Annotated in this window: 23 protein-coding genes and 1 tRNA gene; 10 read left to right on the top strand and 14 right to left on the bottom strand. The window is 60.7% G+C overall.

Features of this window, described 5'->3' with window-relative positions; genetic code table 11:
* Positions 1-235 precede the first annotated feature (235 nt).
* Complete coding sequence (locus GRI34_RS05355) at positions 236-457, top strand: hypothetical protein (protein ID WP_160595067.1); 222 nt, start codon at positions 236-238, stop codon at positions 455-457.
* A gap of 156 nt (positions 458-613) precedes the next feature.
* Here the strand turns inward: GRI34_RS05355 and GRI34_RS05350 are convergent.
* Both GRI34_RS05350 and cpdR read right to left on the bottom strand, forming a co-directional pair.
* Positions 614-688: transfer RNA gene (locus GRI34_RS05350), tRNA-Val, on the bottom strand.
* A gap of 85 nt (positions 689-773) precedes the next feature.
* Complete coding sequence (gene cpdR / locus GRI34_RS05345; RefSeq protein ID WP_090482863.1) at positions 774-1,166, bottom strand: cell cycle two-component system response regulator CpdR; 393 nt, start codon at positions 1,164-1,166, stop codon at positions 774-776.
* Between the two features lie 112 nt (positions 1,167-1,278).
* Between cpdR and GRI34_RS05340 the strand changes: the two genes are divergently transcribed.
* Positions 1,279-2,211: an N-formylglutamate amidohydrolase gene (locus tag GRI34_RS05340; protein ID WP_160595066.1), complete on the top strand. Its 933-nt coding sequence runs from the start codon at positions 1,279-1,281 to the stop codon at positions 2,209-2,211.
* An 11-nt stretch (positions 2,212-2,222) separates the two neighbouring features.
* Here the strand turns inward: GRI34_RS05340 and GRI34_RS05335 are convergent, their stop codons facing one another.
* The gene (locus GRI34_RS05335) at positions 2,223-3,005 is read right to left on the bottom strand and encodes a M48 family metalloprotease (protein WP_160595065.1); all 783 of its coding nucleotides are present in this window, start codon (positions 3,003-3,005) and stop codon (positions 2,223-2,225) included.
* Here GRI34_RS05335 and GRI34_RS05330 point away from each other — a divergent pair.
* Positions 2,988-3,197, top strand: coding sequence for a hypothetical protein (locus GRI34_RS05330; RefSeq protein ID WP_160595064.1), 210 nt, complete (start codon positions 2,988-2,990; stop codon positions 3,195-3,197). The two genes, GRI34_RS05335 and GRI34_RS05330, sit on opposite strands and share 18 nt — an antisense overlap.
* Positions 3,198-3,222: 25 nt before the next feature.
* Here GRI34_RS05330 and GRI34_RS05325 read toward each other — a convergent pair whose 3' ends face one another.
* Positions 3,223-4,011 (bottom strand): SapC family protein, encoded by a 789-nt coding sequence (locus GRI34_RS05325; protein ID WP_160595063.1) that lies wholly within the window; start codon positions 4,009-4,011, stop codon positions 3,223-3,225.
* 82 nt (positions 4,012-4,093) lie between these two features.
* Positions 4,094-5,545 carry an FAD-binding oxidoreductase gene (locus GRI34_RS05320; RefSeq protein ID WP_199800117.1) on the bottom strand — a complete coding sequence of 484 codons (1,452 nt, stop codon included), beginning with the start codon at positions 5,543-5,545 and terminating at the stop codon, positions 4,094-4,096.
* A 149-nt stretch (positions 5,546-5,694) separates the two neighbouring features.
* Between GRI34_RS05320 and GRI34_RS05315 the strand changes: the two genes are divergently transcribed.
* The 3 genes from GRI34_RS05315 (at position 5,695) to GRI34_RS05305 (ending at position 8,634) form a co-directional block, all read left to right on the top strand.
* The gene (locus tag GRI34_RS05315; protein WP_160595061.1) at positions 5,695-6,282 is read left to right on the top strand and encodes a hypothetical protein; all 588 of its coding nucleotides are present in this window, start codon (positions 5,695-5,697) and stop codon (positions 6,280-6,282) included.
* 110 nt (positions 6,283-6,392) lie between these two features.
* The gene (locus GRI34_RS05310) at positions 6,393-7,763 is read left to right on the top strand and encodes a DEAD/DEAH box helicase (protein ID WP_160595060.1); all 1,371 of its coding nucleotides are present in this window, start codon (positions 6,393-6,395) and stop codon (positions 7,761-7,763) included.
* A 43-nt stretch (positions 7,764-7,806) separates the two neighbouring features.
* Positions 7,807-8,634, top strand: a complete 828-nt coding sequence (locus GRI34_RS05305) for a sterol desaturase family protein (protein ID WP_160595059.1) — start codon at positions 7,807-7,809, stop codon at positions 8,632-8,634.
* On the opposite strand, the gene GRI34_RS05300 is transcribed toward GRI34_RS05305, so the two are convergent.
* Entirely contained in the window at positions 8,631-10,943 is a 2,313-nt protein-coding gene (locus GRI34_RS05300) for an ATP-dependent helicase (protein WP_160595058.1), read from the bottom strand. The two genes, GRI34_RS05305 and GRI34_RS05300, sit on opposite strands and share 4 nt — an antisense overlap.
* A gap of 116 nt (positions 10,944-11,059) precedes the next feature.
* On the opposite strand from GRI34_RS05300, the gene GRI34_RS13195 reads away from it, so the two are divergent.
* Positions 11,060-11,653, top strand: coding sequence for a hypothetical protein (locus tag GRI34_RS13195; RefSeq protein ID WP_199800116.1), 594 nt, complete (start codon positions 11,060-11,062; stop codon positions 11,651-11,653).
* Positions 11,654-11,744: 91 nt separating this feature from the next.
* Here GRI34_RS13195 and rsmD read toward each other — a convergent pair whose 3' ends face one another.
* From rsmD to GRI34_RS05285, 3 genes are read right to left on the bottom strand one after another with little or no spacing between them, the layout of a single operon-like run.
* Entirely contained in the window at positions 11,745-12,290 is a 546-nt protein-coding gene (gene rsmD, locus GRI34_RS05295; RefSeq protein WP_160595057.1) for a 16S rRNA (guanine(966)-N(2))-methyltransferase RsmD, read from the bottom strand.
* Entirely contained in the window at positions 12,287-13,051 is a 765-nt protein-coding gene (locus GRI34_RS05290) for a pseudouridine synthase (protein WP_160595056.1), read from the bottom strand. Before GRI34_RS05290 ends, rsmD begins: the two co-directional genes overlap by 4 nt.
* Positions 13,052-13,070: 19 nt before the next feature.
* Positions 13,071-14,234, bottom strand: coding sequence for an aromatic ring-hydroxylating oxygenase subunit alpha (locus GRI34_RS05285; RefSeq protein WP_160595055.1), 1,164 nt, complete (start codon positions 14,232-14,234; stop codon positions 13,071-13,073).
* A 73-nt stretch (positions 14,235-14,307) separates the two neighbouring features.
* On the opposite strand from GRI34_RS05285, the gene GRI34_RS05280 reads away from it, so the two are divergent.
* On the top strand, positions 14,308-16,062 hold the full coding sequence (locus GRI34_RS05280) for an AmpG family muropeptide MFS transporter (RefSeq protein ID WP_160595054.1): 1,755 nt from the start codon (positions 14,308-14,310) through the stop codon (positions 16,060-16,062).
* Positions 16,063-16,118: 56 nt separating this feature from the next.
* Positions 16,119-16,499, top strand: coding sequence for a hypothetical protein (locus GRI34_RS05275; protein ID WP_160595053.1), 381 nt, complete (start codon positions 16,119-16,121; stop codon positions 16,497-16,499).
* Here the strand turns inward: GRI34_RS05275 and GRI34_RS05270 are convergent.
* The 5 genes from GRI34_RS05270 to trpB are packed head-to-tail and all read right to left on the bottom strand — an operon-like array spanning position 16,496 to position 21,146.
* The gene (locus tag GRI34_RS05270; RefSeq protein ID WP_160595052.1) at positions 16,496-17,776 is read right to left on the bottom strand and encodes a bifunctional folylpolyglutamate synthase/dihydrofolate synthase; all 1,281 of its coding nucleotides are present in this window, start codon (positions 17,774-17,776) and stop codon (positions 16,496-16,498) included. The two genes, GRI34_RS05275 and GRI34_RS05270, sit on opposite strands and share 4 nt — an antisense overlap.
* Before the next feature lie 8 nt (positions 17,777-17,784).
* Entirely contained in the window at positions 17,785-18,633 is an 849-nt protein-coding gene (accD, locus tag GRI34_RS05265; protein ID WP_160595051.1) for an acetyl-CoA carboxylase, carboxyltransferase subunit beta, read from the bottom strand.
* Complete coding sequence (trpA, locus tag GRI34_RS05260) at positions 18,630-19,421, bottom strand: tryptophan synthase subunit alpha (protein ID WP_160596398.1); 792 nt, start codon at positions 19,419-19,421, stop codon at positions 18,630-18,632. Before trpA ends, accD begins: the two co-directional genes overlap by 4 nt.
* Positions 19,418-19,903, bottom strand: coding sequence for a hypothetical protein (locus tag GRI34_RS05255; protein WP_160595050.1), 486 nt, complete (start codon positions 19,901-19,903; stop codon positions 19,418-19,420). Before GRI34_RS05255 ends, trpA begins: the two co-directional genes overlap by 4 nt.
* Before the next feature lie 28 nt (positions 19,904-19,931).
* Positions 19,932-21,146 carry a tryptophan synthase subunit beta gene (trpB, locus tag GRI34_RS05250; protein ID WP_160595049.1) on the bottom strand — a complete coding sequence of 405 codons (1,215 nt, stop codon included), beginning with the start codon at positions 21,144-21,146 and terminating at the stop codon, positions 19,932-19,934.
* A 91-nt stretch (positions 21,147-21,237) separates the two neighbouring features.
* On the opposite strand from trpB, the gene GRI34_RS05245 reads away from it, so the two are divergent.
* Positions 21,238-21,561, top strand: a complete 324-nt coding sequence (locus tag GRI34_RS05245; protein WP_160595048.1) for a chorismate mutase — start codon at positions 21,238-21,240, stop codon at positions 21,559-21,561.
* Positions 21,562-21,563: the final 2 nt, after the last annotated feature.

Genomic DNA, 21,563 nt, shown 5'->3' with positions numbered 1-21,563 from the left:
GCGGCGATTCCGCTCTTGGTTTTTGTGTGGCCGTTTCAGATTTGCTCGGAACGTTTGGAGTTTAGCAGGATTTTAATAATCTGCCCCTAGCCGGTCTATGTTTGAATCGGATTATTCTCATCAGGGCGTGGCTACTCGTAAGGGGTTGAGTTCCTTGGTGGATCGAAGTATACGTAATTTGGAATCGACAGATCAGTTTGTTGAGATGTCGCTCAGAGACTAGGAGATTTACTCAATGAAGAAAGTTTTGCTTCCGCTCGCTGCAGTCGCAATGACCGCGACGCCGGCTATGGCTACCGCTGCTGACGTGCAGCGTACCTCGCAGACTTCGAAGGAAGAAGCCGAGCTCGGTGGTTCGAGCGTGCTTGTTGCCATTCTCGCTGCTGCCGCAGTAATTGCGGGCATCGTCATCGCCGCAGATGGCGATGACGATGAAGATCTGCCTGTCAGCATCTAACTATCGTCTCACGATTTCTTGAACCCGGCTCCGCGCAAGCGGGGCCGGGTTTTTTGCGTGCGTCGCGAAATATCAGTGTTGAATATGCTATTCGAATCGAGGGCCGATGCAAAAAGCCCGCCATTAACGGCGGGCTTCTGGACCTTAGGAATTCGATGGTGGGCGTACCAAGGTTCGAACTTGGGACCCCTACGATGTCAACATAGTGCTCTACCACTGAGCTATACGCCCACGCTATCGAATGTGCCGAACTAGTCGGCAGGCGAGGCAATTAGCGGGGCAGCACTTGCCGCGCAAGGGGCAAAACGGTCCCGCTTTATAAAAGTTGTGCGCTGACCTGGCTGCCCAGAACGCGTTCCACTTCCAGAACCAGATCGCGGAGGTGGAACGGTTTCGAAAGCACCTTGGCATTTGGCTGTTCGGCGCTGGCCTTGAGCGTTACCGCAGCAAAGCCGGTGATGAACATGACTTTGGTGCCGGGGCTGATTTCGTTGCACTTCTGGGCCAGCTCGATCCCATCCATTTCAGGCATTACGATATCCGAAAGGAGGAGATCGTACTCTTTGCTTTCCAGAAGCGGCACTGCAGCCGTGCCGCGGTCCACCGAATCGACTACATACCCGGCATTGTCGAGCGCACGTTCGAGATAGGTGCGCATGGCATCGTCGTCTTCTGCAAGCAGGATTCGCTGGTGGTTCGGCTCACTCATGCTGATCTTACTAACCGAAACCGCTTAACAAATCTTGAGAGGATTTGATCTGTGTCCCTCTTTGGCGCAATCGATTTTGACTCGCCTAACCAGGTCCGCCATCTCTGACGCCATGACTTCACCAGAAGACAAGGGCGACGGGAGGGCTCCGCTCCGAGACATCGGCAATGATACCCCTTTCGAGCTTACCCTCGAGGCGGCACAGTCGATTCCGATCCTCATTGCCGCCCCCCATGGCGGTAGAGGTTACTCCGAAGCGGTCGAGCAGTCCTTTCGCGATCCGGCGTGCAAGACCCGTCTGGAGGACCGCTATGTCGACCTCCTGGCGGCGGAAGTCGCGCGCGCAAGCGGCGCAGCACTGCTGGTCGCCAAGGCTCCCCGTGCGGAGATCGACCTGAACCGCGCGCCGGACGATGTGGACTGGGGCATGATTTCGGGCGAAGGTGAGGGCAGGACTTCCCATTCACTGGCAAATCGCCGAGCGCGCAGCGGTCTCGGGCTGGTTCCCCGCCGCCTTCCCGGGCTCGGCGAAATATGGCGTGGGCCGATAGAGAGAACGGAGCTGGATCGCCGCATCGAGACGATCCATCATCCCTATCACAGCGCGCTTGGCAGGGCGCTGGAGACGCTGCGCGATCGCTGGGGGGCGGTGTTGTTGGTGGACCTGCATTCCATGCCGCCGCTCAACCCGAAAGCTTTCGGCGGCGCGCGGCCCGAATTCGTGATCGGGGATAGGTTCGGGACAAGTTGTAGCGGAATTCTTTCGGCCGGCGCGCTGAGCTACCTTTCACTCAATGGACGGCTTGCGACGCATAACCGACCGTACTCGGGCGGCTATGTCCTCGACAGGCATGGAATGCCGAAACGAGGCCTCCATGCGATTCAGATCGAGGTGTGTCGTTCGCTCTATCTAGACCGCCAGCTCGACCAGCCGAGCGCGCGGTTGGGCGGCGTCGGCCGCCTCCTTGGTGGTTTGGTGAAGATGCTGGGAAGCGAAGTCGCGAATTTGAGATCGGGCGGTCAGTTTGCAGAGGCTGCCGAGTAGCGCGAGTAGCCTCAACCCTCTTCCTTAAGCATCGGGACGAAATGTATCTGCCAATCGACCTTGCCGTCGGTGGCGACAGCTTCGATCCGTGGCAGTTCGGCCTCGATCAGGTCTACCCTTTCGTCCCACCCGTCGTGCGTTCGCTTGCGAAGAATGCCGCCGCCATGTCTGGGGCCCCATTCGCGCATGAACTCGACGGCGGCCCGGGGGTCGTACCCCGCATTGTAGAGCAGCCAGGGCATTAACCGGTCGGCATCCCGTTCGCTCTTGCGCACCCGGCCACCACGACGACCGTATGTCTCGAAGTGATCGAGATGTCCGAGGAGGTTGTGCGCCATTTCATGGGCGAGCGCGGCAGCAAATTTCGGGTTCGAATACGCGAATGCGGGAAAGGAATCCCCGACCAGCACGCGCTCTCCGTCGGCAGCCGCCTTCGAGTTTCCGCTTTGCAGTTCAAACCGCGAAGCGCACAATTCGACCGGTTCGAGCTCGAATGATGTCGCGAGGCCTCGGTCGTCCGCACGAGCAAGTCGCACGAGACCTTCCGGGCCCTGTTCTGCCAGCATCCTGTTGATGCGGGCTGCCCGCTCCCAGGTCTTTTCGCCAGAGTTCGCAAGAGCTTCGACGTCGATCCCCATGACTGAGGCGAGTGTGTCGTTCTGCCGGATCCCGAGATTGTAGGCCGGCGACCCTGTTGCCACCGACTGTATCGCTACGTCACCGCGAAGCGAGAAATGGGCGCGGACCACGTCCGGTCGCCGGTAGGAAGCGGCATCGTGGATCAGGATCCCCACACCGCGGGTACGGCGCTGGCAGAAGGGCGCATTCGCCAGGGCCAGGCGGTAACCGGTCTGGAAGAGACGGTCTTCCTGTTGCTGGAAAACGTCCAGTGGGGACTGGGAAGGGGGCTGTTTTGTCTCTGCGAGTACCGAAACAGGAAAGCTCGCCGCCAAGGCGAGGGCGACGGCGTGACCGAGCGCGCATAAGCGGCCCGGCCACGCCGGATTTCGATTAGACGTTTGCAGCACCATTCTCTGCAATCGCCTCAGGTTTCCAGCCCTGCTGGACCTGTCGCGAGAATACGGCACGCATGTTGTCGAGCGAGAAAAGATGTGCGTGGATCAGCATCATCAGACCGTTCTTGTTGAATTCCTCGACCTTGGCGGCGGGAAGTTCACGGACCTTGTCCTGATCGACCATCTTGAAGCCGCGATAGAGGAAAGGCTTGTCGTTGCCGTCAGCCTGGATCGAGACTTCACCGTCCATTAGCAGGTCGTTTTCCATGAGCTGCGCGATGAAAGACTGCGTACGCTGGGCAGCGCCTTCGAAGTTCTGGCAGAACTCGAGGATCTGCTTTGTCGCCTCGGCGGCTTCACCGTTTTCGAAAAGCGGACGGCCTTCGTCAAATTCGCCAACGGCATCGCTGGTCGGATCGAAGCAAAGCGAGAGCGTGTCGCTATCGGGCTGCAGCTTCGCCAGCATGAAGGGATAGCGGCGAATGTATGCCGGGATGTAGACAGGGTCGGTGACCTTGCCGTCCTTATCGACGAAGGTGTTCACACCTTCGTTGAGACCCATGAGCGCCAGCGGCAGCGGAGCGTCGCCAGTGGAAAACACGATCGGGAAAAAGCGCTGTGCCTGCACAAATTCTTCCACGGTAAGCGGAATTGCATGAGCTTTGGACAGCCAAGGAGCAGCACTGACGGTACGCGACTTGTAGTTCGCATGATCCTTGCTGTTCAGGGGCATGAGGTCATTAAAGAAAAGGGGCAACTGAGGCTGCTGCGGCGCGCTCGCCATGAAATTTCTCCGAAGTCGTTTTGATATAATTGGGATGAGACGCGGATCCGTGGTGAACCCGCATGCGCCCTCGATTGGGGCTTTAGGCGTTCAAATCGCCTTTCGCAAGCGGGACCAACTTGCCCGGATTGAGCAATCCCCGGGGGTCTAATGCGTCCTTGATAGACCTCATCACCGACAGCGAAACCGGATCGCCGAGCCGACCCAATTCGTCCCGCTTCATCTGGCCGATCCCGTGCTCTGCACTGATCGAACCATCCCATTGGGTTACAAGATCATGGACGAATGCGCTTATCTCCTTGCCTTGGTCTTCTTCCCATTCCCCCCTGACCGCCTGCGGAGGGGCAAGAAGGTGGAAGTGGACATTTCCGTCACCCAGATGCCCGAAGGCGACCGCCCGTGTGCCCGGGAACCGCTCCTCGATGAGCGGGGACGCATGCTCCACGAATTGCGCCATGGTCGCGACCGGGACCGAGATGTCGTGCTGCATCGCCGGTCCGATCGCGCGTTCGGCTGGAGAGATCGAATCGCGGATCAGCCAGAACGCCTCCGCCTGCGTCTCATTGGCGGCAATCACCGCGTCTTCGAGGAGGCCCTGTTCCATGGCGGAGGAGAGCATGTCCTCGGCAAGCGGCTGGAGGGCGCCGACTTGTCCCGCTTCGGCGACGAGTTCGATCAATGCATGCCAGGCGTGATGCCCCGCCAGGGGATTGCGCGCATCGGGCAGGTGATCGAGGACAGCCTCCAGGCAATGCGATGGGATAACCTCGAACCCTTCCAGTTCTTCCGCTGCCCTATCCTCGCAATGGAGCAACAGCTGGCGCGCTTGGGAAAGGGATTCCAGCCCGGCCCAAATGACGCATCGCCCCCCGATTTCAGGCAGTAACCGCAAGGTGGCGGCAGTCACGATCCCGAGCGTTCCCTCCGATCCGATCAGCAACTGTTTCAGATCGAAACCGCGGTTGTCCTTTTTCAGCGGGGTAAGCGTGTCGAGAACCTGGCCGTCCGCCATTACGGCTTCGAGGCCAAGGACCTGGGCCCGCATCGTCCCATGGCGCAGTACCTGCGTCCCACCGGCATTGGTCGAGATCAGGCCGCCAATGGTAGCCGACCCTTTTCCGCCGAGGGTCAGCGGGAACCGTAAGCGGTGTCGTGCCGCCTCGTCATGGAGTGTCTGCAGGACGACGCCTGCTTCGCACGTCACCTGCTTTGCTTGCGCGTCGATATGCTTGATGGCGTTCATGCGCCTTAGAGAAAGGATAATCGAATTACCCGCTTCGTCCGGCGTAGCGCCCCCCGACATGCCGCTATTGCCGCCTTGTGGCACGATCGGCTTTCCGTGCTCGGCGCACAGGGTCAACAGTTGGGCGACTTCGCGCGTATCGGCAGGCGATGCGAGGCCCAATGCTTTGCCGGTATAACGGCCGCGCCAATCAGTGAGCCAAGGTGCTACGAGATCGGAATCCTGTGTGAACCCGCGTGGACCCAGGAGCTCCGATGCCTGCTCGACGAAAGATTGGGATGTCTTTGTCATTGATGCGCTCATGCCACACTGGATAGGTAAGTCACTACCTATTGCCATCGCTGTCGATGTAATTAAGCCGTTATTCAAATGTCGGGGGGCAGGGCGTTCGCTACGCGCCAAGCTCTTGCGGCGTGGACACGAGGATATTGATCGCCCCGATGCCCAGCTTGTTTTCCCTGACCGCGCCCCTGGCGTTGTTACTTGCGCCTTCTACGGCGCAGGACGATGCGGGCGCGCGGGGGACGTGTGAAGCGCCTACATGGCAGCAAGCGCGCGACGGGAATGGCCGGGTTTCGCCGCTGCCCCTCTCGGCACGCACCGACGCATGGAATTCCATCTTCGATGCACCCAAGCCAGTCCAGGCCAACCAGGTCCGGATCGAGGGCAGGGTAATCCTGCGCATCTCGCCGGCCCGCGGCCCCGCTCGACAGAGCCTGACGGCCGAAAGTCTCGAGCCGCAGCGCAGGCAAGTCGTCGAACGGCCGTTCGGCAAATGCATCGATGCCAAGCGGATCGGCGGTGTGGCGGATCAGGGAAGCAGGCTGTTGCTGTTCCTGCGGGACCGCAGGACCCTTTCGGCGCAACTCGAGAAGGGCTGCAGTCCGCGCGAATTCTACCAGGGCTTCTACATGGAGCCATCCGATGACGGCCAGTTATGCGTAAACCGCGACCGGCTGATGAGCCGCTCCGGTGCGAAGTGCAAGGTTGCAAGCTTGCATCAGATGGTGCTCGAAACGGTCGAGTAACCGCGCTTTTTCTTGACTGTTCAGGGTAAAACGTCAAAGGGCGCAATCGAAAGAAGCTGCATCTTGCGGCGCTTTCCTTTTTCCGCATCTCTGGGGCATCCGACACTCGCATGAACTTCGCCGATCTCGGCCTTTCACCTGACTTGCTCAAAGCCGTCTCCGACGCCGGCTACACCGAGCCGACGCCGATCCAGGCCCAGGCCATCCCGCCCGTCCTGATGATGAAGGACATCATCGGTATCGCGCAGACCGGAACCGGCAAAACGGCGAGCTTCGTCCTGCCCATGATCGATGTCATGGCCAGCGGTCGCCGCCGTGCCCTGATGCCGCGCTCGCTGATCCTCGCGCCGACACGCGAACTCGCTGCGCAGGTGGCCGAGAATTTCGAGAAATACGGCAAAAACCACGACCTCAAGCTCGCGCTGCTTATCGGCGGCGTGCAGATGGGCGACCAGGTCAAGGCCCTGAACGAGGGCGTTGACGTGTTGATCGCCACGCCGGGTCGCCTCATGGACCTTTTCGAGCGTGGGAAAATCCTGCTCAACGGCTGCGAACTGCTGGTCATCGATGAAGCGGACCGGATGCTCGACATGGGGTTCATCCCCGACATCGAATTTATCTGCGACAAGCTGCCCGAAAGTCGTCAGACGATGCTGTTCTCGGCGACGATGCCGCCGCCGATCGAAAAGCTTGCGAAGAAATTCCTCAAGAATCCCAAACGTATCGAAGTCAGCCGTGCGGCGACGACGAACAAGGATATCACCGCCTTCAAGATCCCGGTGCAGCAGCGCCAGAAGCGCGAGACCCTGCGCTGGCTGCTCCGCCACGACCAGGTCGAAACCGCGATAATTTTTGCCAATCGCAAGACCACCGTGCGCGAGCTCAACAAGAGTCTGCAGAGCCACGGTTTCGCCAGCGGTGAAATCCACGGAGACATGGACCAGTCCAGCCGGATCAAGGAGCTGGATCGCTTCAAATCCGGCGATATCAACATCCTGGTGGCCAGCGATGTCGCGGCACGAGGGCTCGACATCAAGGGCGTGAGCCACGTCTTCAACTTCGACACGCCGTGGCATCCCGACGATTACGTCCACCGCATCGGTCGCACAGGCCGCGCAGGAGCGAAAGGTCGCGCCTTTACCCTGGTGGCAGGCGATGATGCCGAAGCGATTGCCAATGTCGAGAAGCTGACCAAGTCGGAAATCCCGGTATTTGGCAAGAAAGACGTTCGCGTCGAACTGGTCGAGCCGGATACAAAATCGAAGCCTAAGAGCGAACGCGAAGAATCCGACCAGAAATCGGAGCCGAAGAAGCGCTCCGAGAAGCCGAAAGCGAAGCCCGAAAAACGAGCCAAGAAGGCCGATCAGGCTGAAAAGCCAGTGAAATCCAAGGCGTCCAAGCCAAAAACGGAAAGCACTGCCGAAGATGCGGGCGAATGGAACGGTCCGGTGCCCGGATTCCTCGACATTTCGGCGTGTTGACTTAACGTCTCTCTAACTACAATCTTGTAGTGATGGGGACGTGATGGAAATTTTCGAAGAACCTTTCCGGTATACGGTCAGCCTGCTCTTTCTGGCGGGCTTGTTCTTTGGATCGCTTGCGCTGATCATGAAGCGCGGCGCTATCGTCGATGCGATGAATCGTGGCCGCAAGGAATTTACCACCAATCTCGCGCTCACATTTATAAATCTCGTCATCCTCGCTCCTTTTCTCGCTCTACCCAGCGGCGCGGTGCGCAACTTCATCGGCATGTCGGAAAACTTCGCCGGCTTCTGGGACGGTGTTCCCGGCTGGCTCACCGTTATCATCGCCTTCCTGGCGTTCGATTTCGTGATCTACTGGCGCCACCGGCTCGAGCATTCTCCCCTGCTATGGCGTATCCACGCAACGCATCACGCCGATACGGCTCTGTCGTGGTTATCGGTTCAGAGAAAACATCCCTTGAGCAAACTGCTCAGCGTGTGCGTCGATCTGTGCCTGCTGCTGCTTATAGGAATCCCTGAATGGGCAATTGGGACCGCGGGCCTTGGAATTACCTTCTGGGGCTTTCTGGTTCATTGCGACGTAAACTGGACTTTCGGTCCGCTGCGCCACTGGTTGATCTCACCGGCTGCGCACCGGCTGCACCACATCCGCGACGAACAGCTGATGGGCACGAATTTCGGCAATACGCTGACCGCTTGGGATCGCATGTTCGGCACGTTTTGCGATCCGACGCCCTATGTCGGATGTGAAACAGGTATCGAGGAAGGAACACGCGGCATCGCTGGCGAACTCGTGCGTCCGTTCGAGAAGCGGTACTGGCGGCGCAAGTCCGTGGCGGTAGAGGACGATAGCGGAGCTGTCGCCTAGTCGGAAACCGGCTTGACGAAGCTGTCGAGCACCCGCTTTTCGCCCGACGTTTCGAATTCGATGGTCAGCTTGTTGCCTTCCTGATCCATCACATATCCATAGCCGAACTTGTCGTGGAACACGCGCGCTCCGACCGCGACATCGGTGCGCGGCTTGGCGGCGAAGCTCGCGGCACTCTTGCCGGGTTCGGCAAGCCGCTTGGGCGTGGCGTCGTAGCCTGAAGCAAGCGCGCGCTGCCAGCCGGGACCGCGCGCTGAAGATCGCCCGGGGCGATTGCTGGATACATGGGCGAACGGATCCTCGTTCTCCGTCCAGTTTGCGCGCCAGAGCGAAGCACCGCCGCTCATCGTCGTTTCACTTTCGACGTAATCGCCGGGCAGTTCCTCGATGAAGCGGCTCGGTATCGAACTCGTCCACTGCCCGTAAATGCGGCGGTTGGCCGCGTGGTAGATGGTGCAACGTCGTTTCGCGCGGGTGATCGCCACGTAGGCGAGACGGCGCTCTTCCTCGAGGCTAGCTAGGCCGCCCTCATCGATGGCGCGCTGGCTGGGAAAGACGCCTTCTTCCCAGCCGGGCAGGAAGACATGGTCGAACTCTAGTCCCTTGGCAGCGTGCATCGTCATGATGGTGACCTTCTCGCCGTCATTCGCACGGTCGTTGTCCATCACGAGCCCGACGTGTTCCAGAAAGTCGCCGAGCGTCTCGTAATCTTCCATCGCGCGGGCAAGCTCGGTCAGGTTCTCCGATCGGCCGGCACTCTCGGCACTGCGGTCCTTCTGCAGCATCTCCTCATAGCCGCTTTCCGCCACGACCATGCGCAGGAGCTCGGATGGTGTTACTTTTTCGGATTGTTCGCGCCAATGTACGAACTGCGAAAGCAATCCGACCAGCGTATTGCGCGCACGGGCAGGGAGCTCGTCAGTTTCGGCCAGCTCTAGCGATGCAGCAGCGAGGGGTGCCTGCGTCCGCCGTGCATGGCGTTGCATGACCTCCAGCGTCTTTGCGCCTAGGCCGCGCTTCGGCTGGTTGTAAATGCGTTCGAATGCGAGGTCGTCTGCAGGCTGCGAAATGACCCTGAGATAGGCGAGCATATCGCGGATTTCGGCGCGTTCGTAGAAGCGGAAGCCGCCAACGATACGGTAGTTGAGACCGATCTGGATGAAGCGGTCCTCGAATTCACGCGTCTGGTATTGGGCACGCACGAGGATGGCTATTTCATCAAGCGGGGCACCTTCGGATTCGAGCCGTTCGATCGCTTCACCAACGCGGCGCGCCTCTTCCGGGCCATCCCATACGCCGACGACGCGGACTTTCTCTCCAGCAGGCAGTTCGGTCCAGAGCGTCTTGCCGAGCCGCTCGCTATTGGCGTTGATGAGCCCCGATGCGGCAGCGAGGATTTGCGGCGTCGACCGATAGTTCTGTTCCAGTTTGACGACCGCAGCGCCGGGGAAATCCTTTTCGAATTTCAGGATGTTGGCTACCTCTGCCCCGCGCCAGGAATAGATCGACTGGTCGTCATCCCCGACGACGCAGATGTTCTTGCGCTCCTGCGCGAGCAGGCGCAGCCAGAGGTACTGGACCTGGTTGGTGTCCTGGTATTCGTCCACGAGGATGTATTTGAAGCGCTTCTGGTACTGCGCGAGCACATCGTGGTGCTGGCGGAATATGTTGAGCATATGCAGCAGGAGATCGCCGAAATCGCACGCGTTGAGCGCCTTCAGGCGATCCTGGTACAGTTTGTAGAACTGCGTTCCGCGCCCGTTGGCATAGGCTTCGTTTTCGACGGCATCGAGATCGCCGGGATTAAGGCCCCGGTTTTTCCAGCGGTCGATCAGCGCGGCGAGCTGGCGGGCGGGCCAGCGCTTTTCGTCCAGTTCCTGATCGCGGATCAGCTGCTTCAACAGGCGAAGCTGGTCGTCGGTGTCGAGAATGGTGTAGTTCGACTTCAATCCGACTAGTTCCGCATGGCGGCGAAGCATCTTCGCGCCGATCGAATGGAAGGTGCCGAGCCATGGCATGCCTTCGACCGCATCACCGATATGGCGGCCGACCCGTTCGCGCATTTCGCGCGCTGCCTTGTTGGTGAAGGTGACGCACAGGATTTCCGACGGCCAGGCCCTGCGTGTGGCAATCAGGTGAGCCAGCCGGGCAGTGAGCGCGGCAGTCTTTCCCGTGCCCGCACCGGCAAGCATGAGCACTGGCCCTTCCGTCGTCAGGACGGCCTGGCGCTGCGGTTCGTTCAACATTGCGGCATAGGCCGGAACGTCGCCGTTTTCCGTCGTATCTTGCGGGGTAGGGGGAGTTGTCATTTGCCTAGAACAGCTAGGGAACGCCGAGCGCCAGCACAAGGGGCCAGATGACTGTTTCGGAACCTTGCACACGGGCTTTGCGTAGTGTCGGCAATGAAGAGAAAAGGAGAAGCCCCTTGAAAACGTTCATTTTTGCCAGCGCCGCAGCGCTCGCTTTCACTGCCGCTCCCGCGATGGCCGATCATCACATGGAAGGCGAAGCCAAGGCCTATGTGCTGACTGCCGACCAGCAGTCGACCTATGATAGCTGGCCGGGTGACCGCCGCAGCATCTATGATGCATGGTCTTCAGGCGCACAGGAATATTACTGGACCCTCGAACCGGAGCAGGAAGCCGGTTGGTGGGTGCTGAATGACACGCAGCGCGTCCGCATCTACGAAATGAACACCGAACAGCGCGCACAGGCCTGGACTGCAATCGCAGCCCAGATGCAGAATGCGAGCGCAACTTCGACAACAGCGCGTACAGCATCGAGCTCGGCCACGACCGGTCCGCGTTTCGTACGCAGCGAAGTGGTCCAGACCACTCCCGCCGATGCTGGCCCGCCGGACGGCGAATTGCCGATCTGTTCCAGCGATGCACAGGACAACTGCATCAACGCCTGGGAAGCTGGCAAGCGCGGCCCGGGTGTAAATCGTCCGCTTGAATACTGGCCCGGACGTCCGGCTAGCGAAATCGACGGACCGCTTCCGGCCACGCGTGACGACTAACGTACGATAATTTCGTCCCTGCCGTTTCAACCGGCGGAGACGCTTGGAGGGGGCAAGGTTGCCATGGTGACCTTGCCCCTTTCCTATGCACTCAATCGGCGAGGCGCAGGATGGTAAGCTTGGCCTTGCCGACCACGCGCTCTGCCTCGATCGCAAGTCCGCGCAGCGTTATCTCTTCGCGTCTGTGCGTTTCGAGAGCGATCCATGTGGCAGGGCCTATCCAGCCCAGCCTCAGCATCCGGTCGAGCGCGACTTGTCCCGCACCTGTGTCGTACGGCGGATCGAGCAGGAAGAGGTCATGCGTCGTCTTGGCAGGGCCAAGGCTCATGACCGAACCGGCCTGCACGGTTGAACGCTTCCGGGCATCGAGCGCCGCGATGTTGGCCTTGATCGCCTTCAGCGCATCGGCATCCTGTTCAACGAAAAGGCAGTGTTCCGCGCCGCGAGACAAGGCTTCTATGCCAAGCGCGCCGGACCCCGCGAAAAGGTCGAGCACCGACAGCCCTTGAAAGCTTCCCAGCCTGCTGACCAGCATGTTGAACAGCGTTTCGCGGGTACGGTCCGCCGTCGGGCGAGTGCCTTCGCCCTTGGGGGCGACCAATTTCCTGCCACGCCAATCCCCGGCGATGACCCTCACTTGATATCTCGCAGCAGCTGCTTGCGGAATTGCTCGACCGCTTCGCGATTTATTTCGCCCGCTTGGCCGCGCGGCAGATCTCCCAGCTCGAACGGACCGTAGGAGATACGCATCAGGCGGTTCACCTGCAGGCCGAGGTGCTCAAGCACGCGGCGGACTTCGCGGTTCTTGCCTTCGGTCAGCGTCATCTGGATCCAGCGGTTCATGCCGCTGCCCCGCTCGAGATCGGCCTCGATGCGCCCGTAGCGAATGCCGTCGATCTCGACGCCTTCGATCAGATCGTCGAGCATGGCCTGCGTGACATCCCCGAATGCACGCGCACGATAGCTGCGCGGCACGCCGGAAGACGGCAGTTCCATCGCCCGCTTCAGTTCGCCGTCATTGGTGAGCAGCAACAGGCCTTCGGTGTTGAAGTCCAACCTGCCAACCGGCATCACCCGTCCGGCCGACTTCGGCAGCGCATTGCGAAGCGCTACATAGATTGTCGGCCTGCCCGCGGGATCGCGTTCCGCCGTTATGAGACCTGAAGGCTTGTGGAAGGCAAACAGGCGGGTGGCTTCGGCCTTGCCGACCGGCTTGCCATCGACACTGACACCTTTCAGCGAGGTCAACTTGACTGCGGGCGTGTCGAGCACTTTCCCGTCGAGCGATACGCGGCCGTCCGCGATCATGCGTTCGACCTCGCGACGGCTGGCGACACCAGCCCGTGCGAGCAGCTTGGCGATACGGTCGCCTTCTTCCGGAAGTCGATTGTCGGACATAACCCGCGCGGTTAGGCGCTCAGTTGGCGGCGCGCAAGGCTTCCTCGACCGTCTCGTGATAGCGGCGTATCCCGCCCTCCATCGTGCCTAGCGTCAGTTCGGGGACCGCACCGGTCTCCAGCCCCTGCTGGCCGAGCTCAGCAGCGCGGAAATCCTCGCCCGCGAAAACGCCTCCGTCCAGCAAGGCCCAGCTACGCTCCCAGTGATCGCGCGCCTTGTCGGTGCTCGGATGTTCGGGGATCAGCATGAAGTCCTCGACGAGCGTGCGGTTATGCGCCTGCGGCATCATCACCATCACATTGATATAGTCCGGACTGGGGATGACGAGGGCTCCGGGCAGCAGCTGGTAGGCGAATGTCACCACGCGCCGCATCTGGTCCATGTCCTCCAAGTCGACGCCTTCCATCTCTTCCAGCCTGCCGACAGCGCTGCGGGCAAAGGGGCCGATCATGTCGCCGCTGGTGACTCCGTCCTTGAAGAAGGGGCCGATGGTCTGCGCATGGAGACGCGTTACGTGGTAGCTTTCGAGGAAAGCATCCATGATGAGCTTCCAATTGCCGGCCACATCGTGGGTCTTGCGACGGAACAGCACATGTTCGCCCATGCCGAGCGCGTCGAAATCTTCGCCGATCTTGTCGGCATGACCGAAATCGGCAGTCGCTTCCTGCGGGCAAAACCAAATGAGACCGCCGGTCTCTTTTGAGGGAAGTTCGACCAGTCCCATCTCGCCCTTGTCGAGTTCGGGGAAAGAATCGGGTCGCGGTAGCGCGAGGAGGCGTCCGTCCACCGAGTACGTCCATGCGTGATAAGGGCAGACGAGCTTTTTCGTGCACGCAACTTCATCGCCTTCGACCAGCCTGGTCCCGCGATGGCGGCAGACGTTGAGGAAGACGTGGGCCTTGCCGTCGGCATCGCGGGTGATGAGCAAAGGGCGGCCGGTCGCGTCATGGGGGAGGGCCATCCCGGAGTCGGGCAGGACCGCGCTGGGGCACAGGATCTGCGGGAGCCGGTCGTAAATCGCAGCCTTCTCGCGCTGCCAGTTATCGGGATCGGTATAGACGCTCGCCGGCACGCTCGATTGGCAGAGGTTTTCCTGCTTGCGATTCTCGGCGATATCGCGCGCCAGTCGCAGCATTCCGTCGGTTGGTCGCCGACCTGTCGCCAGTGTGTTCGGAACACCCATCGGACCTGTTCCTTTCTCCTTCTCTCGCGGCTAGTGTCGCAAAAAACAGACGATAACAAAAGGACGCTAGGGAATGGCCGAAGCGGTTGCCGACGGAAAGAAAAAGAAAATATCGACCTGGCGTGCACTCGGCCTGGCACTCTCGAACCGGAAAAGCGGCTTTATGGCGCTATTCGGTTTCGCCCAGGGCCTGCCGCCGGCACTGTTTCTCGGCACCCTCTATGCCTGGTTGAGCGAGGCGGAAGTCGACCTCGAAACGATGGGCGTCTTTTCGCTCGTCGGCCTGGCCTACGCCTTCCAGTTCCTGTGGTCACCGCTGCTCGACAAGGTTGATATTCCGGGGCTGCGTAAGCTCGGCAAGCGCAAGCAATGGATCGCGCCGATGCAGTTGATCGTCGGCATTGCCCTGCTGATCATGAGTTTCCTCGATCCCAAGAGCGCGCTCGGCTGGTTCAGCCTGCTCGCGGCGATCGGTGCCTTCGCCAGTGCGACGCAGGATATTGCCATCAACGCATGGCGCATCGACGTGGCCGATGAAACGGCGACCCTCGATATCCTGTCGACCATTACGCAGATGGGCTTCCGTCTGGCTGCGCTGATCGGCGGTGCTCTGGGCCTCATTATCGCGGAACGGATCGGCTGGCCGCAAACCTATGTGATCATGGGGGCAATCATGCTCGGCATCGGCATCGCAGGGCTATTTGCGCCCGATGCCAGCGTCGAAAAACGCTCTGCCGCGACGGTTGCCGCGAATGAGGACGAAGTTGCCGAACTCTACAATGCGGGCGAGGTTACCGAGAAGGTTCGAAATCGGGCGCTGCTGGCAGTTGGATTGCTGTGGGGCTGGGCCATCGCGACGGTCGTGGTCTTCATGGTCCGCTCGATGACCGCTACTCCTGAAAGCCGCCCTGATGTGACGGAATTCACGACGACGTTCGGTCCCTTGATCGTGATCGCTACCGTGGTCCTGCCGGCGTTCATTGCTGCCTGGATCGCCAAGCAGAAACAGGTCGGAAGAAATGTCATTGTGTCGGCTCCGGGCGTGGGCGCGGGGCATCGCGTGAAGTTCACCGATCACCTCTACCGTGCACTCGTCCTGCCGCTCGTCGAATTCGTCGGCCGCATGGGCTGGTCGCTGGTGCTGATCCTCGCGCTGGTGCTGACATATCGCATTTGCGACTCGATCTGGGGCGTGTTCGCCTACCCGTTCTATCTCGGCGAATTGAACTATTCCGGCGACCAGGTGGCATTCGCTTCCAAGTTCTTCGGAGTATTTGCTATTATCCTGGGACTGGCGCTTGGCGGCTGGATCATTACCCAGTTCGGACGAATGTTCACGCTGACGCTGGGTGCCGCGCTCGCCGCGGCCACGAACCTGCTCTACGCCGATCTCGCCATCGGCGGAGAGCTCATGCAGGCAGGAAGCGACGCCATCGGGTTTACCGCGCTCGTCAACTTCATCGCCGGTGTATTCCAGATGTCCGAGATCGAAGGGCTGGCGCGCCTGACCTTCACAATCTTCTGGGAAAACCTCGCGATCGGTATTGCCGGTGCGGCCTACATCGCCTGGCTCTCCAGCATCGTCGCGAAGAAATACGCGGCCGTCCAATACGCGCTGCTCGCATCGTTGACCCTGCTGGTCGGCACGCTGGGGCGCGGCGCGCTTGGCCAGATGATCGAAGAACGCGGATACTACTTCGTGTTCATATTCACGACCCTGATCGGTGTTGTCGCGGTGATACTGTGCCTGGCCGAATGGTATCGCGAAAGCCGCGGAAAGGCGGCGGCAGGTGTGGTCGCACCGGAATTGGGAGAACAAGCCGCCTGACAAGCGCGCCCCAGTGGTTAGCGAATGTGCAACTATTTCACCTTACGTGACTCACTATGACCACTGTGCGACAAACATCGAGTGAGGAGGGGCGGAGGGATTACCTGCGCCTCGAACTCGGCGTGCTCGCGCATATCGAGACTCTGGAAGGCCGCAAGAAGGTCGAGATTATCGACTTGTCACAAGGCGGTGCGCGCGTGAAGCTTTTAGCGCCGGTCGAAAACATCAAGGACTGCGTCCTCGTCTGGCTGGGCTTCGATACCTATGCGTCGATCGGTCGGCGCGAAGGTGACGAGCTAGGCCTTGTATTCGATGTCCCGCTGCGGCCGGTGATCATCAAGAAAACGCGTGAGATGGCCCCGCGCATCTGGCGCAACGACAGCGCCTACCTAGGCGCGATCGCCCGCGATTTCGTCCAGGGTAATCAAGGCACCTAATCCGGCATCTCTTCGTTTATGCGCAAGACCTCGCCCGCCAAGTAGAGCGAGCCTGCGATTAGCACCGGGCAATCGTCCGTAGGCAGATTGCGCAGAGCTTCCTCAACTCGATCCGCACTGAGTGCATTCTCCCCAAATGCTTCGACGGGATGGGCGTCATGTCCCGGGACCGGCAAAATCGTCACCGAGCGAAGCCTGTTTCCGAGCGGCTCGATAAGTGCGCGTGGATCCTTGTTGTCCAGCATTCCCAGGACGAGATGCAGCGGCCCTGGGAATGCCTTTGCGACGGCATCACCCGCATTGCGATTGTGCCCACCGTCGAGCCAGACCTGGCGCTCGCCCGCCAAGTCGGTGAGCGGGCCTTTCTGCAAAAGCTGCATGCGCGCAGGCCAACTTGCGTGTGCAATGCCTTTTTCAATAGCGGCTTCGTCCACTAAAATGCGGCTTTGGCTACGAAGCATTGCATTGGCGAGAGCGGCGTTGCGCTCCTGGTGCGGTCCGCGGATCCCCGGCGTAGGATAATCGAGAGCATCCGCGTCGATTGCGCCATTCCCGTAAGAGATCGCCTCGATCAGCTGCGCGCCCACCTTGTTTGCCACGCTCCTGATGACTCGTTCTGCTTCCGGTGGGTTGCTCTCGGTGATCGTGACCAGCGGCACGCCCGATTTGGCAATTCCCGCCTTCTCGAAGGCGATGCGGGCAAGTGGCTCCGACGGCACGCCTTCCTCAGGTGCGAGCAAGAACCGCTCGTGATCTATGCCGAGCGCAGCGATGCCGCAGGCCGCCAGCACTTGCGGTTCCAATACGTTGGTCGCATCGAAGCGTCCGCCGAGGCCCACCTCGACGACACAAGCATCGGCAGGCACATGTGCAAATTCGGTAAAGGCGGCAGCGATCGTGACTTCGAAAAAGCTGGGATTCAGTTCCTCGCCCGCATCGAGCACTTCGGCCAACAATTGCGCCAGTCGCTCATCCGATATCAGTTCGCTAGCGACCCTGATCCTCTCGTTATAGCGCACCAGATGGGGGCTGGTGGTCATGTGGACGCAATAGCCTTGCGCCTCCAGCATCGCGCGCAGGAAGGCGCAAGTCGAACCCTTGCCGTTCGTTCCGGCGACGTGAAACACGGGGGGCAATCTGCGGTGCGGATTGCCCAAGCGGTCGAGCAGTGCGCGGATTGTGTCCAGCCCTAGCCGTCCATCAGGCACGCTGAGCTGCGCCAAACGGTCCAGCTGTGCCTGCACGGCAGCGCTTTCGGAGCGGGCGAAGTCCCGCATGTAAGGGGTCAGGCCGCCTCGGCGGGTGCCAGGTAATCCAGCAGCGTCGCGATCGTGTCCTTCAGGTCATGGCGGTGTACGACCATGTCGACCATGCCATGCTTGTGCAGGTATTCGGCCCGCTGGAACCCGTCGGGAAGCTGTTCGCGGATCGTGTCCTGGATCACGCGCTGGCCGGCGAAACCGATCAATGCGCCGGGTTCCGCAATGTGGACATCGCCCAGCATTGCGTAGCTGGCCGTAACGCCGCCCGTAGTCGGATCGGTGAGCACGACGATGTAGGGCAGGCCAGCCTCCTTTAGTCGCCGCGTCATCACGGTCGCCTTGGGCATTTGCATCAGGCTCAGGATGCCTTCCTGCATGCGCGCGCCGCCCGCTGCGGTGACCACGATATAGGGCGCGCGGCGGGTGAGGGCGCGCTCCGCGCCTTGGCAGAATGCCGTGCCGACAGCCATGCCCATCGAGCCGCCCATGAAAGTGAAGTCCTGCACGCCGACGACGGCAGGCTTGCCCTCGATCGCACCCGATCCGACGATGAATGCATCGCGATGCGGGCTCTTGGCGCGCGCCTTTTTCAGGCGCTCCGTATACTTTTGCGAATCCTTGAACTTAAGCGGGTCTTCGCGAACTTCCGGCACGGGCAGGGTTTCGAAGCCTTCATCGAGCAACTGGCGTAGACGCTCGTTCGCACCAATTCGGCCGTGATGTTCGCAGCGCGGGCAGACGTAGGCGTTTTCCTGATATTCCTGCGCGAAAACCATTTGCTGGCAGCTGGGGCATTTTACCCAGAGGTTTTCGTCGGTGCTGCGCTTGGGCAGCCAGGAGATCGAGTTACGGACGCGTGTGAACCAGTTCATGCAGCGCCCTTTGCCGCCGAATGGACCGCCTTGGCAAGCCCTGCGGTAAGCTCGCGCAGCTTGGCGGGAGCATCTGCACCGTGTTCGCCGACCAGTTCGACAAGCGCCGAACCCACGACGACGCCATCGGCGACCTCGGCAATCTCTGCCGCCTGTTCCGGCGTGCGCACGCCGAAGCCGACGGCCACGGGGATATCGGTCGATTGCTTGATGCGGCTGACATTCGCTTCGATGGATTCGATGGCGGCTTGCTGCATGCCGGTGATTCCGGCGACAGCGACATAGTAGAGGAAGCCCGACGATCCCTCGAGGACCTGCGGCAGGCGCTTAGCATCGGTTGTGGGCGTGGCGAGGCGGATGGGAGCGATGCCTGCGTCGCGCAATTGCGGGCCGAGGGCATCGTCCTCTTCCGGGGGAATATCGACGCAGATCACGCCGTCGACGCCCGCTTCCTTTGCCGCGTTGGCGAACCAGTCCGGGCCGCGCCGGATCATGGGATTGGCATAGCCCATCAGAACCAGCGGCACGTCGGGATGACGGTCGCGGAATTTGCGCGCGATGCGGAGCACGTCGGCGGTGGTCGTCCCGGCATTCAGCGAACGGATATTCGCCGCCTGGATGGCCGGGCCATCGGCCATCGGATCGGTGAAAGGCATCCCCAGTTCGATCACATCCGCGCCGCCCTCGACCAGCGCGTCGAGGTTGGCCGCAGTGTCCCCGTCGCCCGCAGTCACGAAGCAGACGAGCGCGGGATGGCTTTTCGAGAAGGCGTTGGAAAGGCGGGTCATCGAGGAATCGTGATGTGCGACGAGATGGACATAGCTGCTTTCAGTATCGACAGGAGGAAGGCGAGGCCAGTGACGATGAGCCATGGCAACATAATCCACATTGCTGGGCCAACGTAGCAAGAATGGAAATATGCTCCGTTGAGTTCATCACAACTGTTGTACCTGCCCACGCCGAGTCCCATGGCCAGGTAGATGAAGGCAGATGCTGACATCGTAAGGAGTAACGTTGGGTAGCGGTTCAGGGTCTTGAGGAACCGCCTATCGGATGACTTTTTCTCGACGAAATCAAACAAGTGCCAAGAGAGAATGATCGGCAGATAGAATACGAACGTCAGGATCGTTTCGCCCATCAAACCGGAGGCAAACCATGGGTCGAAAGAACCCTCAGCCACCTTTTCGGGCAATGTCTTGAACCAAGAAATCGTTGCCGAAAGCGCGGTGATAAGCAAAACTAAGCCTACGCTACAGAACCAGTTCAGCAACTTTTGTCGAAACCTTTCTGTCACCCAGTCACATCTCCACTCCCAACCTTTCAGCGACGGTGAAGATGTCCTTGTCGCCGCGTCCGCACAGGTTCGCGAGGATCACGCTGTCCTTCGGCATCTCCTTCGCCCGCTTCGCGACTGCTGCGATGGCGTGGCTGGGCTCAAGCGCCGGGATGATGCCCTCGGTGCGGCACAGGAGCTGGAAAGCCTCAAGCGCCTCTTCGTCGGTGACGGCGGTGTATTCGACGCGGCCCGTGTCCTTGAGCCAGGCGTGTTCGGGGCCGATGCCTGGATAGTCCAGACCGGCGCTGATCGAGTGGCCTTCGGTGATCTGGCCATCCTCGTCCTGCAACAGGTAGGTCTTGTTGCCGTGGAGTACGCCCGGGAAGCCACCGAGGAGGCTGGCCGCATGTTCGTCGCCGTCGAGGCCGTGACCTGCCGCTTCGACACCCAGCAGCTTGACCTCACGGTCGTCGAGGAAGGGATGGAACAGGCCGAGCGCATTCGAACCGCCGCCGATGCACGCCACGGCAAGATCGGGCAGGCGACCGATACGGTCGAGCATCTGCGCGCGCGCTTCCTTGCCGATGATGCTCTGGAAGTCGCGGACCATTTCCGGATAGGGGTGGGGACCGGCCGCAGTGCCGATGATATAGAAGGTGTCTTCCACATTCGCGACCCAGTCGCGCAGGCCTTCGTTCATGGCGTCCTTGAGCGTGCCGCGTCCGCTGGTGACGGGCACGATTTCCGCGCCGAGAAGCTTCATCCGGAAGACATTGGGTGATTGCCGGCGGACGTCTTCCGCACCCATGTAGATCACGCAGGGCAGGCCGAAACGCGCACAGACGGTTGCCGTTGCGACGCCATGCTGGCCCGCGCCCGTTTCGGCGATGATGCGGGTCTTGCCCATGCGGATCGCGAGCAGGATCTGCCCGATGCAATTGTTGATCTTGTGCGCGCCGGTGTGATTGAGCTCGTCTCGCTTGAACCAGACCTGCGCTCCACCAAGCGCCTCTGTCAGGCGTTCCGCGTGATAAAGCGGGGAGGGGCGGCCGACGTAATGTTCCAGCAGGTCGTCGAACTCGCGCTGGAATTCCGGATCGGCCTGCGCCTTGCGATATTCACGCTCGAGATCGAGGACCAGCGGCATGAGCGTTTCCGCCACATAGCGGCCGCCGTAATCGCCGAAATGCCCGCGTTCGTCGGGCTGGTTGCGGAAGGTATTTGCCGTGCTTGCCATGGCGCCTCCATGACGGGGAGAATTGCCAATGTCGAGAGAGGGTTTGGTTTGCGCTCGACAAGTGCGTCTGGCTTCGCCATTCGGCGCGGCCATGGACACCTCAAAGCCTGCCGATTTCAAGCTGCCCGAAGACTGCCAAGATATGCGCGAAGTGCGCACCGGCGTCGATACGACCGATCGCGAGCTGATGGAATTGCTCGACCGCCGCTTCGGCTACATGCGGGCGGCAGCGCGCATCAAGACCGATCGCAAAGTCGTCCGCGACGAAGCGCGCAAGACCGAAGTCATTGAAAACGCGCGCGCCGATGCAGAAAAGCGCGACCTTCCGGCAGGGAAGATCGCGCAAATCTGGGACGATCTCGTAGAAACCTCGATCGCCTACGAATTGGGTGAATGGGACCGCCTCAAGGGCTGATC

The sequence above is a fragment of the Qipengyuania aquimaris genome (assembly GCF_009827445.1).
Classification (GTDB): domain Bacteria; phylum Pseudomonadota; class Alphaproteobacteria; order Sphingomonadales; family Sphingomonadaceae; genus Qipengyuania; species Qipengyuania aquimaris.
Note: the sequence above shows the minus strand (reverse complement) of the source record. Positions and strands in the feature narration are given on the sequence as shown.